A 17,196-nucleotide genomic window follows, 5' to 3' on the forward strand; every position below is an offset into this window, starting at 1 on the left:
GCCTTTCGTAGGAGTCGGCTTGCGTTACGACCTAGTACGGGCGTATTCACACCTTTTGCCCGTCGCGATCAACTTCTTTGCCGCCGCTCACCCCAACGAGGTTCGCGATCACCCCATCGAGTGAGGCGAGGTCTTCGACAGAGCGTGTACGCGTGACTACCTTCGGTGTCCATGCCGCGCTTCTCAGTCGTCGTGCCCGCCCACCGCGTCCAGGGCTACCTGCGGGAATGCCTGGAGTCCGTCCTCGACCAGTCCTTCGCCGACCTCGAACTCCTCGTCGTCGACGACGCCTCGCCGGACGCCTGCGCCGCGATCGCGGCGGAGTATGCGCAGCGCGATCCACGCGCGCAACTCGTCCGGCTCACCCGACGGCAGGGCACCGGACCCGCCCGCGACGCCGGGGCGGCCCGCGCCACCGGCGACTGGCTGCTGTTCCTCGACGGCGACGACGTGCTGCTCCCGGGCGCCCTCGCGGCGCTCGACCGCGCGATCACCCGGGCCGAGGGCGACGCGGGCGCGCCGGGCCCGGACGTGCTGCTCTTCGGGCACGACCGCACCGACTGGTGGGAGACCGTGCGCAGACCGGCGGGCGAGGACGTCACGGGCGACCCCGTCGCCGTCACCGTCGCCGCCTGGAACCGCGTCTTCAGGCGGTCCTTCTGGTCCGCGCGGGGCCTCGCCTTCTCCCGGGGCGCGTACGAGGACGTGGTGCCCGTGCACCGGGCGACGCTGGCCGCGGGCGACCGCGTCGGCGCGCTCGACCGGGTGTGCGTGCGCTGGCGGGAGCGGCGCGGCGGCAGCTTCGCGAAGTCGCCGGGGCGGGAGCACTTCGCGGTGATCGGACGGTACGAGGAGCTGTTCACGGACGGCGCCGGGGCCACCGACCGCCTCTTCACACGCGCCGTCGACCACCTCATCGCCGTCCTCGACGACCCGGACCGGATCGCGCCGGGCGACCGCTCCGCGTACTTCCGGGCGGCGGCGGGCATGCTGCGCGCCCACCGCCCCGCCACGCCACCGCCTCTGACGGAGCGTCAACAAGCCCTGGTCTCCGGCTCGTACGCCTCCTACCGGGCCCTGTCCCGCGCGGGCGGCCGGATGAAGTCCGTCCGCTCGGCACTCGCCCGCCGCAAGAAGTCCGTCCGCGCCCGCGCCATGCGCGTCACATACCGCGCCGACCTGCGCCGCTCCCTCGACCCGAACCTGGCCGTCTACGGCGCCTACTGGAACCGCGGCGTCAGCTGCAACCCGGCCGCGATCCACGCCAAGGCCCGCGAGCTCGCCCCCCACATCCGGGGCGTGTGGGTGGTGTCGAGCCGCCACAAGCACCGCGTGCCGCCCGGCGTCGAGTACGTCATCGAGGGCTCCCGGCGCTACTGGCGGGCGATGGCCCGCGCCACCTACCTCGTCAACAACTCCTCCTTCCCCGGCGGCTTCACCAAGCGCCCCGGCCAGATCTACCTCCAGACCCACCACGGCACCCCCCTGAAGAAGATGGGCCTGGACCAGCGCCGCTACCCCGCGGGCACGCACGGCATCAGCTTCCAGAAGGTCCTCGACCACACTGACCAGTGGGACTACAGCCTGTCCGCCAACCCGCACTCCACGGAGGTGTGGGAGCGCGTCTACCCGGCCGCGTACGAGGCCCTCGAAGCGGGCTATCCGCGCAACGACGTGTACTTCACGACCGGCCCGGACGAGATCGCCCGCATCCGCGACGGCCTCGGCGTGCGCCCGGACCAGCGGGCCCTCCTCTACGCACCCACCCACCGCGACTACCAGAAGGGCTTCCTGCCCCGCCTCGACCTGGAGCGGTTCGCGACGGCGCTCGGCCCCTCCTGGGTCGTCCTCGTCCGCGCGCACTACTTCTACGGCGCCGACGCGGGCCTCGCCGACCACCCCGGCCTGCTCGACGTCACCGGCCACGCGCGCGTGGAGGACCTGTGCCTGGCCGCCGACGCCCTGGTCACGGACTACTCGTCGCTGATGTTCGACTACGCCTGCCTGGACCGCCCGATCGTCAGCTACGCCCCCGACTGGCAGGCCTACCGCCTCGCCCGCGGCACCTACTTCGACCTCCTGTCGGGCCGCCCGGGCGAGACCCCCGGCGCCCTCGCGACGACCGAGGACGAGCTGACCGCGCTGTTCCGCGACGGCGGCTGGGACACGGAGGCGACGACGGGGCTGCGCAAGGCGTTCCGGGAGCGGTTCTGCCCGTACGACGACGGGGGCGCCGCCGAGCGGGTGGTACGGCGGGTGTTCCTGTCCTGAGGACGCGGTCCGGGCCGCACCGCCGCCCGGACCGGTGACCGGTCCGGGCGGCGACCGGCTCAGACCGCGGCGGTGCGCTCGTACGGCGAGCGCACCGGGAAGTACGCCGTCAGGAACGACCGCACGGCAAGCGCCATCTCCTCGTCGGACATGCCGCTGTCGGGCGACTCGCCGATGCAGAACGCCGTCTTGTTCCGCGACTGCAGGAGCTGCCCGAGGCGGGCGTGGTCGGCTCGGCTGCCGATGTCCACGAAGTCGTACGACACGGAGCCCGGCACGGCGCGGCCCGTCACGTACGCGTAGTGCTGGTGCAGGGACGAGACCAGGGAGTGGTCGGTGGTGCCGCGGAAGCGGGCGCGGGACGTGGCGGTCAGCTCGTCGGCGTACCGCTCGCCGAGTTCCTCCAGGATGCTGCGGCGCAGCGCGTACGGCACGTGCAGGAAGCAGTGCGTCGCGGTGCGGCCGAAGTCGCGGCGCAGCAGCTCGCGGTTGTTCTTCGCCGCCGCCAGATAGCCCTCGTCCGCCGCGTCCACCGGCAGCGCGGGCACGGACGCCGAGGACCAGAAGAACTTGGGGAGCCCGGAGCCGAGGAAGAAGGTGCCGGGGGTCGTCGGGCGGCCGAGGAACATGTCGTCGTTGAAGTAGAGGAAGTGCTCCGCCAGGCCCTCGATGCGGTGCAACTGGGTCTCGATGGCATGGGAGTTGAAGGTCGGCAGGGCGGAGCGGTCGGCGAAGAGGTCACGGTGGTCGACGACGGTGAGGCCCGGGTGGTCCCGGTCGAGCCAGTCCGGGACCTGCCCGGCGGTGACCAGGTACACGTGCCGCACCCACGGGGCGTACATCGCCAGGGAGCGCAGGGAGTAGCGCAGCTCGTCGCGGTTTCGGAAGCGGACCGTGCCGCTGTCCGCCGAGGCGTCCGCGTCGTCCGTGCTGCCGCCGAGCGCGGCGGCGCGGGCGGCGCGCCAGTCGGGGTCGGAGTCGTCGACCCAGGTGTAGACGGCGTCGACGGGGAAGTCGGCGTCGTTCATGAGGCGCTCGGTGAAGACGTCGAGGGTCGGGTAGTCGCGCTCGCCGACGCGCAGGCGGGCGGTGGGGGCGAGGGAGGGCAGCTCGGCTCCGGCGAGAGTGCTGCCGAAGGGGGCGCGGCGCCGGGACGGCTCGGGCGCGGGGGGCGCGGTGAGTTCGGCCGGGGCGTCGGGGGAGTCCGGCGCGTCGATGGCGCCGGTGTCCCGGACGCCGGGCCAGAACGCCACCGTGCACGCCTGCTGCACCCCGTGGCGCAGCGAGAGCGTCGTCGTGGTCACCGGCCTGAACACCTTGACGCCCGCCAACTCGCCGATGCCGTCGAGCCGTTCGGCGAGGACCGCGCCGGGCGCCGCGTCGCGCGGGTTGACCAGCTCGGCGTAGACCGGCTCCCCGCGCAGCGCCTCCGCGAGGGCCTTCAGGGCGCGGCCCTGGTCGTCATCGGCCACGGCGAGGGTGTGGGCCGTGCCGTCGGTGCGCACCAGGACGTAGGGGACCTGCCGCGACTCAAGGGCGGCCGCCGTGACTTCCAGGTTCCACTCGGCCATGCGCGGCGCGAGCACGTCGTCCCTGCACTCCGCGAGGCGGCCCACCGAACGGATCACGCGGCCCTCGGAAGCGGCGGCGATCTCGTCCTCGCGGGCCCGCTCGTCGGCGCTCGCGTCCGCGTTGAAGGTGTGCGGCGCCGTCGGCCGGAAGCCGCAGCCGCCCGAGGCCACGCCGAGCGCCACCCGGTCCGCGCGCCCCGCGAGCCGCTCCGGCCGGTCCCGCCCCGCCACGAGCCGTGTGTACAGCTCCTCCCACAGCGCCGTCACCCCGGCGGAGGAGAACCGCGCGTACACCCCCTCCCTCGCCGCCCGCGCACAGCCGCGCCGCAACGCGTCGTCGGACATCAACTCGTCCATCGCGGCGGCGAGTTCACCGATCTCACCGGGCGGCACCAGGAGTCCGTCCACGCGATGCCGGACGATCTCCGCCGGTCCCGTGAGCACGTCGTACGCCACCACCGGCACCCCGGCCGCGAGGGCTTCGAGCAGCACCAGCGGGAAGGCCTCGTTGTGGCCCGCCGTCATCAGGGACAGGCCCGCCGTCGCCCACTCGGACGCCATGTCCTGGCAGGGGCCGAGGAGTTCCACCCGGTCCTGGAGGCCGAAGGCGTCCACCAGACGGCGCAGGCTCTGTTCGCGGTGCCCGCCGCCGAAGATCCGCAGCGTCCACTCCGGGTGCGCCTCGGCGACCCGCGCGAACGCGCGCACGGCGTGGTCGACGCGCTTCTCGCCGGTCAGGCGCGCCGCCATCACGATGACCTTGCTCTCGCCGTCGGCACGCGGCCGGAACCCGTCGGGCACGGCGTTGGGGATCACGGCGAGTTCCGGCGCGGTCGCGCCCAGGGACTCCGCGATCCAGTCCCGGGTCCGCCCGGTCAGCGTCACCAGGGCGTCCAGGCGCGGCGCGTGCAGCAGCAGCGGCTCGCCGGAGCGGCCCCGGCGCTGGGTGGGGCGGTGCTCCTGGTGGACGGTGACCACGCGCGGCGGTACGAGGCCGACTGCGGCGGCGAGCAGCGCGGGCGTCGTCGTCACCAGGACGTCCGTGTCGAGGGTGCTGAGGGCCGCCGTCATCTCCACGTCCGACAGGCGGTCGAACGCCGACTCCCAGGCGGGCTCGATGAGTTCGCTCGGCAGCGCGGCGAGGGTCCGGCAGGCCGCCTCGTCGAGCCGGGAGCCGCGCACCGGCCGCTCCGGCGTCACCGTGCGGTCCACCAGATACCGCACGGGCAGCTGCCGCGCCTCGGGGAAGAACGGCTCGGGGCGGGTGCGGAAGACGGAGACGACTTCGACGTCGTGCCGCTCGGCGAGGTGCAGCGCCTGGGTGTACGTGGCCAGCTCGGTGCCGCCCATCTCGTCGCCCCAGCCGAGCAGATAGGTGATCTTCAAGGGGTCTCCTCGGTGATTCGCAGGCGGTGCCGGGCGATTCTCAGGCGGTGTCGGCGGTGCGGGCGCTTCATGAGGTCTCCTTCGTGATGTCCAGGCAGGTCACGGCGAAGGCGCCGGACGAGGTCAGATGCGGGTGCGCGCGCACCAGGCGGCCGCCGGGCAGCGCGACCAGACGGAACGGCGTGGGGAAGGCCGCCGGCAGATCGCGTACGTCGGTCAGGCGCCGCCCGAGGCCGAGCTCGCCGACACGGAAGTCCCACACCCACTGGCCGGGCCCGGCGCCCGCCATCGCGTCGAGCGGCAGCGCGAAGCTGAACCGGTCCCCGTCCCAGACGAGTTCGACGGGGGCGACGAGGCCGTCACGGCGCCGCACGGCCCGCGCGGCCCACCGCGTCAGGGCCCGCCCCCGGGGCCCGGCGACCACCCGTCCGTACACCGTGATCCCGTCCCCGCGCGGCACGAACCGCACCAGCTCCGCCCGCGGCCGCGACCGCGTGACCTGCAGCGCGGCCCGCCCGCCGCGACAGCGCACGACCCGGATCAGGGTGCCCGTGCGGGGGTTGGGCGCGTGCGGCGCGGTGGGCCCTTGCGGCGGGGCGCCGCCGTCGGCGAGGGCGAGCCCGCGACGGCGTACGCGGCCGTCGGCGCCGCTCGTCGCGACGGCCAGCCGCCAGACGCCTTCGCTCAGGAGGGGGGTGGGGGTGGTGGGTGTTGCGGGGACGGCAGGGAGTGCGGGGGCGCCCGGAGGACCGGCCGCGCCCGGTGCCGCGGGGGGCGCTTCCAGGGCGTCGCGCACGGTCACCGTCGCCGTCAGGAGCGGGCCGCCGTCGGTGTCCCGTTCGACGGCGAGCGGGACACGGAAGCGGCGGTGGCCGCGGCTGATCAGGAGCTCGGCGGCGCGCACGTCGGGATCGGGCGCGGCGAGCGCCAGGTTCAGCGTGCGGCTGTCCCGCAGCGACAGGTGCGCGGGCGGCGGAAGGAGCGCCTCCGGTCCGGTGCCCCGCCCGGCGGTGGCCCGCTCCAGGCGGAAGCGGGCGGTGCGGGCGAGGGCGGTGAGGCGGCGGGCGTGGTGGTGGCGCATTGCCCCACTTTGCCGCTATTCACCCGGAATTCATCGGTACGGCACGCGCCTGCTGCCTGACCGGGGCGGCGGAGAGCCTTCCAGGTGTACGGCACCCGTCGGGGTGAACGGCCGGGATCCGGCGCTCACCCCGACGAGTGGCCCACCCCTACGAGGGGCGGAGAAGCAGGCCGGGCGTCAGGAGCGGCGGCTCAGGAACGAGACCAGGCCCCGCCCCTTGGGGCGCCGGTTGTCGCCGGTCCGCCGGGCGGGCTTGCCCGGCGGCTGCTGCACGGCCGTGGCCTGCGCCGTGCCCGCCCCCTGCGCAGCCCCTTGCGCCGCCCCCGCCGACTGCCCCGCCGCACCCTGCCCCGGCACACCCGAAGCGTGCCGCGACACCGGATGCGCGGGCATCCGCGCCTTGCCGCCGCTGATGCGGATCATCGGCTGCCCCGCGACCTCCTCGGCCCCGTGCCACATGTCGTCCCGGCCCTCCAGGAACGCCTTCAGGTCCCCGTGCACCTCGTCGTAGGCGCCCCACGTCCCGTAGAACTTCGTCGCCGTGATGCACAGCGGCTTGAGCCCGGTCGTGGCGACCGCGCCCCAGGTGGCGGCGGCGACGCCCGGGCAGTGCTCGGCGCGGAAGTCGTCCAGGACCACGATCCCGTCCGGGCGGAGCAGGCGCCGGGCGGCGGCGATGTCGGCGTGGACGTGCTCGTACAGGTGCGAGGCGTCGATGTGGACGAAGCGGCAGCTGTCCGGGCGGACGTGCGCGGTGATGCCGGACGAGGGCGCCTGCACGACGGCGGGCAGCTCGTCGTGGAAGGAGCGGTAGTTGGCCTCGAAGGCGCGCCGGGTGAGCGTCGCGTACGAGCGGTTCATCTCCTTGGAGTTGGCGTCGTCGGGCGCGGGCGAGTCGAAGAGGTCGCAGACCGTGAAGGTCTCGCCGGGGCGCAGGAAACCGCCCATGAAAATCGCGCTCTTGCCGAGGTAGACACCGAGTTCCAGCAGGTCGCCGGGTTCCTCCAGGGCCCGCTGGCGGTTCAGGAACCAGTCGAAGAGCACCTGGTCGGCGGGGTGGAACCAGCCCTTCACGGCGGAGAGGTCGGTCGGGAGCGGCAGGTCGTCCAATTCCTGGGCGGACGTCGGTACGGAAGCGGAGGCTTCGGGCATGTCAGGTCCTGGAGTCGGGGGCAGTGCGCCGCGATCGACCGTAGTGGCCATGATCCGCCGGACACCACAATCGGCACGACACGCCCCCGAAGCGGCACGACACGCCCCCGACTCCTTGGGTCTCCTTTCCCTTCGGCGTCACCCGCCCGTCACTTGACGGCACCCGCCATGACGCCGGAGACGAACTGACGCTGGAAGGCGAAGAACACCGCCAGCGGGATGATCATGGAGATGAACGCGCCCGGCGCCAGGATCTGCACGTTGTCGCCGAAGAACCGCACCTGCTGCTGCAACGCCACCGTGATCGGCGGGCTGCCCGCGTCCGCGAAGATCAACGCGATCAGCATGTCGTTCCACACCCACAGGAACTGGAAGATGCCGAGCGAGGCGATCGCGGGCGCGCCGAGCGGCAGCACCACGCGCAGGAAGAGCCGCATCTCACCGGCCCCGTCGAGCCGGGCCGCCTCCAGGAGTTCGCGCGGGATCTCCGCGAAGAAGTTCCGCAGCAGGAAGATCGCGAACGGCAGGCCGAAGGCCGTGTGGAAGAGCACCACACCCGTCGTCGACTCGAAGATCCCGATCTCGCCGAACAGCTTCGCCACCGGAAGCAGCGCCACCTGCACCGGCACCACGAGCAGGCCCACCACGCCCAGGAACCACCAGTCGCGGCCCGGGAAGTCCATCCACGCGAACGCGTAGCCCGCGAGCGAGCCGATCACCACGACGAGCAGCGTCGCCGGCACCGTGATCGCCAGGCTCGTCAGGATCGAGTCGGTGATCGTCTCGTCCTTGAGCAGGTTGGAGTAGTTCTCGAAGGTCAGCTGCGAGGGCTTGGAGAAGACCTTCCACCAGCCGCTCTCGCTCATGTCCTGCGTCGTCCGCAGCGAGCCGATCATGAGGCCGAGCGTCGGCACCAGCCAGAACAGACCCACCACGACGAGGAAGACCCGGAGCACACTGCCGCTGACGACCGCGGCGATCCGCCCGCCGAGGGACTGCTTGGCCTTCACGACCTGGACCGGCGGCGCCTTGGCCGTCTCACTGCTCGTGGTCATCGCCGAGCCTCCCGCCGCATCCGCCGCATGTTGAACAACATCACCGGAATCACCAGGAGGAACAGCAGCACCGCGATGGCGCTCGCCACGCCCGCGTCCCGGTCGCCGAACGCCGAGTTGTACAGCTGCACCGCGAGGACGTTCGCCTCGTCCTTCGACGAGCCCGGCGGGATCACGAAGACCAGGTCGAAGATCTTCATCACGTTGATCATCAGCGTGACCACGACGACCGCGAGGACCGGCGCGAGCAGCGGCACCGTGACCCGCCGGAACACCTGCCACTCATTGGCCCCGTCCACGCGCGCCGCCTCCAGGAGCTCCCGCGGCACGCTCGCGAGCCCGGCCGCGATCAGGACCATCGCGAACCCGGCCCACATCCAGATGTAGCTGCCGATGATGGCGGGCGTGATGAGCGAAGGGCCGAGCCAGTCCACGCCGTTGTACGGCTCGCGGAAGTTCGAGGCGGGATAGCGCAGTTGGGCCCCGTCGGCCTCCTTGGGCAGGCTGAACGTCCCGTCGGCCGCGGCCTTCGTCGAGGCCACCACCTCGCCGCCCTTGACCGCCTCGATCTTGATGCCGGGGTAGCCGAACTCGGCGGCGTCCGGCGCGTTCAGCTTCCCCCGGCCCTTGCCGCGGGTGAAGTCCTGCCAGGCCGTGCCGGTGACCTTGCCCGGGTCGGCCGACGCGGCCTTCGCGGACTTGGCGTCGTCGGGCATCTGGTCCGGCGGCACACCGGTGAGCGGCAGCGCCACCGGCTCGCCCGCCCGCACCGGCTCCTTGGTGATGAAGGCGCCGCCGCCCGCGGACTCCAGCGGGGAGCGGGCGCCGGGGTGGCCCCGCGGGAAGCTCGACGACTCGGCGAACGTGTCGTGCACGCCCACCCACAGCGCGTTGGCGACACCGCGGTCGGGGTCCGACTCGTACACGAGCCGGAAGATGATGCCCGCCGCCAGCATCGAGATCACCATCGGCATGAAGATGATGAGCTTGAACGCCGTGCCCCAGCGCACCCGTTCGGTGAGGACCGCGAAGATCAGGCCGAGCGCCGTGGTCAGCGCCGGGGCCGCCACCAGCCAGATCGCGTTGTTCTTGACGGCGGTACGGATCCCGTCGTCGGAGAACATCGTCTCGTAGTTGTCGAGACCGGCGAAGTCACCGGCCTTGTCGAAGAAGCTCCGGCCGACCGAGTAGCCGATCGGATAGAGCACGAGCGCGCCGAGCAGGACGAGGGCGGGCAGCAGGAAGAGCACCGCGACCGTCCTGCGGGTCGCGGTGACGCTCCTGCGGGGACCGGCCCGGTCCGGGCCGGTCTTGGGCGTGTGCGGCGTCGCGTCGGCCGGGGGCACCGCCGCGGGGCCCCCGGCGTCCGGGGTCGTCATCGCCCCGTCAGCTGTTCTTGTACGCCTTGGCCGCCGCGTCCTCCAGCGTCTGCTGGGTGCCCGCGACGTTCTTCGGGTTCTTCAGGAAGTCCTGCAGCGCCTTCCACTCGCCCTTGCCGGGCGTGCCGCCGAAGGACTGCGGGGCCTGGTCCGACATGTCGAAGCGGATGTCGTCGCCCGCCTTGATCAGGGCGTCGGCGATGCCGCGCTGCACGTCGTTCGGGTACGCCTTCAGGTCCAGGCCCTTGTTCGGCGACACGAAACCGCCCGCCTCGGCCCAGATCTTCGCGGCTTCGGGAGTGGCCAGGAACGTGAGCAGGGCCTGCGCGCCCTTGCTGTCCTTCAGCGCCACGGCCGCGTCACCGCCGACCACGGCCGGTGACTTGTCCCCGACCGCCGGGAACGGGAACACCTTCGCGTCCGTGCCCACCTCGGCCTTGGTCTCCGCGATCGAAAGGGACACCATGTCGCCCTCGAAGACCATGCCCGCCTTCGGCTGGTCGCCGCCGGTGAAGGTCTGCTTCACGGACGCCGGGAACTCCGTCTGCAGCGCGCCGTCGGCGCCCCCGGCGATGAACCCCTTCTTCCCGAAGTAGCTCCCGAGCGTCGTCAGGGCGGCCTTCACGGACGGATCCGTCCACTTGATCTTGTGCTGGGCGAGCTGGTCGTACTTCTCCGGACCCGCCTGCGAGAGGTAGATGTTCTCGAACCAGTCGGTCAGGGTCCACGCCTCCGCGCCGCCGACGGACATCGGCGTGACGCCCGAGTCGTACACCGTCTGCGACGTCTTCATGAACTCCTTCCAGGTCTTGGGTTCCTGGGCGCCCGCGTTCTCGAAGACCTTGGTGTTGTACCAGACCAGCGACTTGTTGGCGGCCTTGAAGTAGACGCCGTACTGCTTGCCGTTCACCGCCCCGAGGTCCTGCCAGCCCTGGGCGTAGTTCTTGTCGAGCTGCTTCTGCGCCTCCGCGCCGACCGGCTTGGCCCACTTGTTCGCCACGGCCTGCTCGATCGCGCCGACCTGCGGCAGCATCGCCACGTCCGGCGGCTGGCCGCCCGCCACCTTCGACTCCAGGAAGCTGATGATGGGGTCCTGGGCCGGTACGAACGACACCTCGGCGCCCGTACGCTTCTCGAACTCGTCCAGGACCTTGAGGAACACCTTCCGTTCGGCGCCGCCCCAGACGGCGGCCACCGACACCTTCTCGCCGTCCAGCTTGGGCAGTTGCACGGTGGCCGCGCTCTCCTTGCCGCCACCGCCTGCCTTGTCGTCGTCCTTGTCGTCGCCCCCGCAGGCGCTGAGCCCCAGCGCGAGGACGCCGACGGCGGCGACCGCCTTGGCGGCCGTCCCACGCGTGCGACGAGCGCGACGTGTACTGGGTGTGCGTGTACGACGTGTACTGGGTGTGCGTGTACGAAGAGTGCTGCGCATCACTGCCCCGTTCTCTTCCCCGACAGGTCCCGTTGCGTCTGTCTACGCCCGCGTGGTCAAGGGCGGCAAGATGGTCTACGGCGCCAAGTCGGTGATCGTGATGGCGTTGTGACGTGCCGTCATCTGGCGTGGGCGCCCTTTCGGACGGGGGTCGCCGGGGGTTGCGTACGCCTTTCGCCCCAGCTGTTCCCCCACCTCCCACCGCGCCTTCCGTCCCACCGCTGCGCGGTGGGTTTTCCCACCCGCCCGCCCGTGGTCGTGGGGCGCGGCTTGCCCTCGCGGGCGGCGGGCGGCGGGTGGCGCGCGGCGGGCGGCAGGCGGCTGGGCGGGCGGGCGGTTGCGGTTGCGTCGCCCGTGCGGCTCGCTACCGGGGCGCCTTCCGTCCCGCCGCTGCGCGGCGGCTCTCCCACCCGCCCGCCCGTGATCGTGGGGCGCGGCTTGCTCCAGTGGGGGAGGCGGGGTGGAGGAGTGGCGGGGTGGCTGCGGCTGCATCGCGCGTGCGGCCCGTGGGGCGACGCCCTTCGCCCGCCGCTGCGCGGCGAGTTCACTCGCCCGCCCGTGGTCGTGGGCGCGGCTTGCCCTTGGGGGGGGCACCCGCTTGGGGGTGGCAGCTTTGCCGTCCCGCGCTGTGGGGAGTTGGGCCGCCCAAGGGGCGATGGGGGTGCCCCTGCTCGAGCGAAGCCGAGAGCTCGGGGGAGGATGGGCGCGGCCTGGTTCGGCGGTGGCTGTGGCGTGGGGGTGTCCCGCCTTGGGCCCGGTGGGTCTGTGGTGTCCGTCGTCCCGTGCTGTGGGTGACTGGGTCACGCAGAGGGCGTCGGGGGAGGGTGGGCGCGGCCTGGTTCGGCGGTGGCTGTGGCGTGGGGGTGTCCCGTCTTCGGTCCGGTGGGTCGGCGGTGTCTGTCGCCCCGCCCTGTGGGCAACTGGGTCAGCCAGAGGGCGTCGGGGGAGGGTGGGCACAGCCCAGGGCAACGGTGTCAGTGCGGTTGGCGTTCGCCCCGTACGCGGACGCGGGTGCGGGTGCGGCGGGTGCGCCGCAAGTGCGCCCCCGTCCGCCGACGTCGGCCTCGCTCGTGGCGCTCAAGCCGACGTCACAGCAAGGAAGGGACCCGTTCCGCCGACACCGAGCGCGCCGCCCGGTCCAACGCACTGGCGAGCAGCGCCAGATCCGTCGGCCCGTTCCCCAGCTCCCGCACGGGCCTCCGCGTCGGCGGATCCCCCATCCGCTCCCACTCGACCGGCACCACCGTGGGCCGCAGCGTCGCGGTCCGCGGAATCCGCCCGGTGACCCGCCCCGCCTGGAAGGCGGCCCCCCGCCCGTCCAGGCCCCGCAGCACACCCCGCCCGGGAGCGGGGTCGTCCGGCCCGGACCCGACGGCGTCGAGCGCGACCAGGAGCCCGGCCCGCCGCCCCACCTCCGAGGCCCCGGCCCGCTCACCCCGCGCCGCCACGACCAGGTGCACACCGAGCCGCTCCCCGTCCCGCGCCACCGCCTCCAGGGCCCGCACCACGGACCCGGCGGCGGGCCGCCCGGGCGACCCGAGCGCGGGCGCGAGCAGTGCGTCGAAGTCGTCCACGAGCACGACGAGCCGCGCGAGCGGCGGCCCGGGCTCGGCCCGCCCCGCCGCGATGGGGCGCAGCCGCATGGTGGCGCGCGTCGGGGAGTCGAGGTCCCCGCTGTCGGGGGTGCTCGTGCCGCGGGAGTCGCCCGGTCCGCCCGGTCCGCCCGGTCCGTGGAGGCCGTTGGGGCCATTGGACCCGCCGGAGCCACCGGACCTGCTGGAGCCAGCAGAGCCGCCGGGCCTGCCGGGGGCACCGGGCCTGCTGGGGCCACCTGAGCCGCCGGACCCGCCGGACCCGCCGGACCCGCCGGAGCCAACGGACCTGCCGGAGCCACCGGAACCGCCGGACCTGCCGGAGCCACCTGAGCCGCCGGGGTCACCGGGCCTGCCAGGGCCACCTGACCCGCCGGGGCCACCGGAGCCGCCGGGGCTGCCGGGGCCGCCGGAGCGGCCAGGGCCACCGGAGCCGCCGGGGCCACCAGAGCCACCGGGCCCACCGGAGCCACCAGATCCGCCCGGCGCGGCAGCGCCACCCGCACGCCCCGCCCCGAGCGACCCCCCGGCCTCCGCCCCGGAAGACCGCTGCGTGACCATCCGCCCGGACACTTCCTGCTGCGTGTGCCACTCGGCGAACCCGACCCGCCCCAGCAGCTCCGCCCGCCGCTTCAGCTCGGCCGTCAGGGACTGGGCGAACTCCCGCATCCGGACGGGGTCGTTGGCGGCGAGGTGCGTGGTGACGTGGGGCAGATCCATACAGGCCCGCAGGCCGTCACCCGGCCGCTCCCCGCCCCCGACCCCGATGCCGCCCCCGCTTCCGCCGCCCGTCCCGGAACCGTTGCCCGGTCCGCCGTCGCGGCCGTCGATGAGGACGATCCCGAGCCGGTCGGGCCGTTCGGCGGCCGCGAGGGACGCCGCCACCGACCGCAGCAGCTCCGTTCGCCCGCTGCCCGTGGGCCCTTCGATCAGTAGATGCGGGCCGTCCGCGACGAGGTCCGCGACCACCGGCCCCCGCGCCCCCGCCCCGAGCACCGCCCAGGCCCGCCCGCCCAGCGCCTGCGCGTCGTCCGCGGCGTCCGCCCATCGCGCCATCAGCGAGGCGGGCGTGGCCCGGGCGAGTCCCAACTCGTCCAGGAGGCGCGCCGATTGGGGCAGCGGCACGGCCACCCGGGCCTGTCCGCCACCCGTGCCCGCCCCGTCGGGCCGCAGTGGCGCGAGCGCCCGCGCGAACCGCTGCGCCCACGCCGCCGACACCGCGTCCACCACGGCGACCGTGCCCTGCCCCGCGGGCCGCCCGTCCGCCGTGCGCAGCACCCGCAGCGCCGTCGCCACGTCCCCGCTGAGCAGCGCCGCCGCCCCGCACGCGCGGAACGCGGGCGACACCTCGCACGCCGCCTCGTACGTATCCGTCACCGGCGACGTGGGCGACGCCGTCGTCGTCTCGGCCAGGCACACCACATGGATCCCGGCCCTGGCCCCTTCGCGCGCGAGCCGCACGGCGGCCTCCCGCAGCCCGGCCGACCCCGGATCCCCGTCCACGACCACCACCGTGCGCGGCCCGGCCGGAGGCACGCTCTCGGCGTGCCCGCCCAACGGGCCTCCGGAGAACCCCGGTTGGCCGGATGCCGCCCCGAACTCCACCTCCGCCCCGGCCGGTTCAGCCGGTTCGGCAGGCTCGTCGAGGCGTCGTAGCAACTCGCCCGTCCGGGCCGCCGCCTGGTCCCTGTCGTACGCGAGCAGCAGCCGGCAGTCCTGCCCGTGGCCGGGCCTGACGTGCGGCAGCCAGCCGAGCCAGGCCCACTCGTCGGCCCGCTGCCGCGGCGTACGCGTACGGTCCGTGCTGATCAGCACGATCTCCAGGGCGCCGGGCGAGTGCAGCGCCGCCAACTGCGCGAGCACCGACCTCGCCAGGCCCGCGAGCCGTTCACGCGGCCCCGCGAGCCCCAGCGCCCCCGCCTCCCGCAGGCTCACCGTCACCGGCACCGCGGGCAGCAGCCCGTCCGCGCCCGGTGCGGCCCGGTCGACCGTGCCGAGCCGCACGGCCAGCGCCTCCGGATGCCCGGGGCCGCGCTCCCAGAGCCGCGCCCCCGGCCCGAGCGCCGTCAGGAGCAGCGCCGCCGCGTCGGGCCACGCCTCGGGCACCCGCGCGCCCGCGTCGGCCGTCCCCTCGGCGCCGGCCGCCTCCGTCCCGCCCGGCCACCCGTCCTCGTACGCCCCCGCGTTCCGGGGTCCGTCGTACGTCTCGTCGTACGCGGCGTGCTCCCGCTCCGCCTCCTCGCCCCGCCCACCGGCCAGCCGCCGCGCCCACGCGGACAGCCCGCCGCGCTTGCGCACCCCACGCGGCACGGTCGTCCCCCGGGGCGGAGTACCGGCCCGGTGCCGCTCCATCTCCGGCACCCCGCCCTGCTGCGGCACCACGGGTGTCTCGGGAGGGGTGGGGGAGCCGGGGGACATGGGGGAGGCGGAGGTGCCGGGAGAGGCGGGGGAGGCCGGGGGCATCCCAGAGGGGGTGGGGGGTGTGGGAGCTGCGGGGTGCCTGGGGTGCCCGGCATGCCCAGGGTGCTCAGGGTGTCCGAGCTGCTCGGCGTGCCCGGGGTGCCCAGGGTGTCCGGGGTGCCCGGGGTGTCCGGGGTGCCCGGGGTGCGAGGGTGCTGCCGGGTGGGCAGGTTGTTGTGTGGGTGGCGCGGTGGGCGCGGGAGTTCCCTGGGCCCCCGGCATCCCCTGAGCCCCGGGCATCCCCGGGGCAGCAGGGGTCCCTGGGGCAGCAGGAGCCCCCGGGGTTCCGGGCGCGCCCGGCGTCGCAGAGGTCTCGTGCGCTCCGGGCATCCCTGGTGTCACAGGGGTCCCTGAGGCTCCAGGCATTCCTGCGGTTACAGAGGTCCCCGGACCGCCAGGCACACCCGGCGTCGCGGAGGTGCCCGGAGTGCCAGGCGCACCCAGCACGGCAGAGGTCCCCGAAGTGCCAGGCACACCCGGTGTGGCAGGGGCCCCGGGACCGCCAGGCGCACCCGGCGCCGCAGAAGTCCCCTGGGTTCCGGGCACACCCGGAACCGCAGACGTTCCGGATGCTCCGGACAACCCCGCGGGCACAGACGTCCCCCTGGGCCCAGGCACCCCGGGAGCCGCCGACGCCCCCGTGGCCCCATGCATCCCAGGCGCCCCAGGAGCCCCGACGGCCCCGGCGCCCTCCGACGCACCCAGACGCCCGCTCTCGCTCCCGGGCCCACCCCCATGCCCGCCCGCACTGCCCTCGGCGGCCCCCCAGTCCGCCGACCCGTACGCATGCTGAGCCGAGCCGCCCCCCGGCCGCACATCCCCGCGCCGTACACCCCCCGGCCGTACATCCCCGCCCCCGGGACCCGACTGCCACCTGTCCTCAGCCGGTCCTGCTCCAGCCCCACCCGTTCCTGTTCCAGCCCCAGTCGTTCCGGCCCCAGCCCCGCCCGGGACCGTGTGCCCAGACCCCACCGGCACCCCGACACTGGGCCCCGAACCCAGCGGCACCCCCTGTACAGGGACCCCCGTCCCCTCCAGGGCGGCGATCCGCACCCGCACATGCCCCTCCCCGTCCGAGGCCGTCGGCAGCGCGTCGTCCGTGGCGTCGCCCGCGGTGAGGCGCAGCACGGACTCGCCGACGCGCAGGAGGGAGCCGGAGGCGAGGCGGACCGGGCGGTCGGAGATGGCACGGCCGTCCACCGTCGTGCCGTTGGTCGAGCCGAGGTCGGTGACCGTGACGCGGCCGTCCGGGTCCAGGGTGACCGCGCAGTGCAGTCGGGAGACGTCCGGGTCGTCGAGGGGGACGTCGGCCTGCGCGGAGCGGCCGACGCGGATCTGGCCGCCGTGCAGCAGGTGCACGCCGCCCGCGTCGGGGCCCGCGACCACGTGCAGCCGGGCGGTGGCCTCGGCCAGGTCGGGTCCTGGCTCGGCGGGGGTGCCGACGGACAGCACGGCGCCGTCGACCAGGGGCGGCTCGCCGAGCGTGCAGCGCTGGAGGTCGAGGCGGTCCGACTGGGCGTAGAGGACGGTGGGTCCGTCGCCCGTGGTCACGGCCGCGGCCAGGCCGGACGCGACCGCGGCGAGGGCGGTCCCGGCGGGGGCGGTGACCAGCACGTCGCAGGCCGCCGAGGGGCGTCCCCCCGGCTCGGTCTGGCCGCCACGCGGCCCGAGGACGGTCAGCCGGATCTGCATCGCCGTCAGCGGTCCCTTCCTGCGCTGGGCGCCCGGCACGGGGACTCGCGCTGTGATTCCCCCCACCGCACACGGGCACGTCGGCCAGTACGGACAGCATCCTCGCACCTGCCACTGACAACACG

The 17,196-nt window shown here is 74.4% G+C and carries 8 protein-coding genes; 1 reads left to right on the forward strand and 7 read right to left on the reverse strand.

Annotated features, from left to right (window positions below; all coding sequences use genetic code 11):
* The first annotated feature begins 171 nt into the window (after nt 1-171).
* A complete protein-coding gene (locus tag ACFVHO_RS13250) occupies nt 172-2,271 on the forward strand; it encodes a CDP-glycerol glycerophosphotransferase family protein (protein WP_385713048.1) in 2,100 nt (699 codons plus the stop codon).
* A gap of 59 nt (nt 2,272-2,330) precedes the next feature.
* Here ACFVHO_RS13250 and ACFVHO_RS13255 read toward each other — a convergent pair whose 3' ends face one another.
* The 7 genes from ACFVHO_RS13255 to ACFVHO_RS13285 all read right to left on the reverse strand — a co-directional run bounded on the left by ACFVHO_RS13255 (nt 2,331) and on the right by ACFVHO_RS13285 (nt 17,071).
* A complete protein-coding gene (locus tag ACFVHO_RS13255) occupies nt 2,331-5,228 on the reverse strand; it encodes a stealth conserved region 3 domain-containing protein (protein ID WP_385713049.1) in 2,898 nt (965 codons plus the stop codon).
* Nucleotides 5,229-5,295: 67 nt separating this feature from the next.
* Entirely contained in the window at nt 5,296-6,309 is a 1,014-nt protein-coding gene (locus ACFVHO_RS13260) for a hypothetical protein (protein WP_385713051.1), read from the reverse strand.
* A 177-nt stretch (nt 6,310-6,486) separates the two neighbouring features.
* Nucleotides 6,487-7,461 carry a class I SAM-dependent methyltransferase gene (locus ACFVHO_RS13265; RefSeq protein ID WP_385713053.1) on the reverse strand — a complete coding sequence of 325 codons (975 nt, stop codon included), beginning with the start codon at nt 7,459-7,461 and terminating at the stop codon, nt 6,487-6,489.
* 149 nt (nt 7,462-7,610) lie between these two features.
* Nucleotides 7,611-8,516: a carbohydrate ABC transporter permease gene (locus ACFVHO_RS13270; RefSeq protein WP_385713055.1), complete on the reverse strand. Its 906-nt coding sequence runs from the start codon at nt 8,514-8,516 to the stop codon at nt 7,611-7,613.
* Nucleotides 8,513-9,895, reverse strand: coding sequence for a carbohydrate ABC transporter permease (locus ACFVHO_RS13275; RefSeq protein ID WP_385713057.1), 1,383 nt, complete (start codon nt 9,893-9,895; stop codon nt 8,513-8,515). Before ACFVHO_RS13275 ends, ACFVHO_RS13270 begins: the two co-directional genes overlap by 4 nt.
* A 7-nt stretch (nt 9,896-9,902) precedes the next feature.
* Complete coding sequence (locus ACFVHO_RS13280; RefSeq protein WP_385713059.1) at nt 9,903-11,327, reverse strand: ABC transporter substrate-binding protein; 1,425 nt, start codon at nt 11,325-11,327, stop codon at nt 9,903-9,905.
* A 1,088-nt stretch (nt 11,328-12,415) separates the two neighbouring features.
* The gene (locus ACFVHO_RS13285) at nt 12,416-17,071 is read right to left on the reverse strand and encodes an FHA domain-containing protein (protein ID WP_385713061.1); all 4,656 of its coding nucleotides are present in this window, start codon (nt 17,069-17,071) and stop codon (nt 12,416-12,418) included.
* Nucleotides 17,072-17,196 lie beyond the last annotated feature (125 nt).

This window comes from Streptomyces sp. NPDC127108 (assembly GCF_042677545.1).
Taxonomy (GTDB): Bacteria; Actinomycetota; Actinomycetes; order Streptomycetales; family Streptomycetaceae; genus Streptomyces.

Bases quoted from the DNA above. Each gene is read 5' to 3' on its own strand.
- ACFVHO_RS13270 (WP_385713055.1), bottom strand. From the start codon at position 8,516: ATGACCACGAGCAGTGAGACGGCCAAGGCGCCGCCGGTCCAGGTCGTG.
- ACFVHO_RS13260 (WP_385713051.1), bottom strand. From the start codon at position 6,309: ATGCGCCACCACCACGCCCGCCGCCTCACCGCCCTCGCCCGCACCGCC.
- ACFVHO_RS13250 (WP_385713048.1), top strand. From the start codon at position 172: ATGCCGCGCTTCTCAGTCGTCGTGCCCGCCCACCGCGTCCAGGGCTAC.
- ACFVHO_RS13265 (WP_385713053.1), bottom strand. From the start codon at position 7,461: ATGCCCGAAGCCTCCGCTTCCGTACCGACGTCCGCCCAGGAATTGGAC.
- ACFVHO_RS13275 (WP_385713057.1), bottom strand. From the start codon at position 9,895: ATGACGACCCCGGACGCCGGGGGCCCCGCGGCGGTGCCCCCGGCCGAC.
- ACFVHO_RS13285 (WP_385713061.1), bottom strand. From the start codon at position 17,071: ATGCAGATCCGGCTGACCGTCCTCGGGCCGCGTGGCGGCCAGACCGAG.
- ACFVHO_RS13280 (WP_385713059.1), bottom strand. From the start codon at position 11,327: ATGCGCAGCACTCTTCGTACACGCACACCCAGTACACGTCGTACACGC.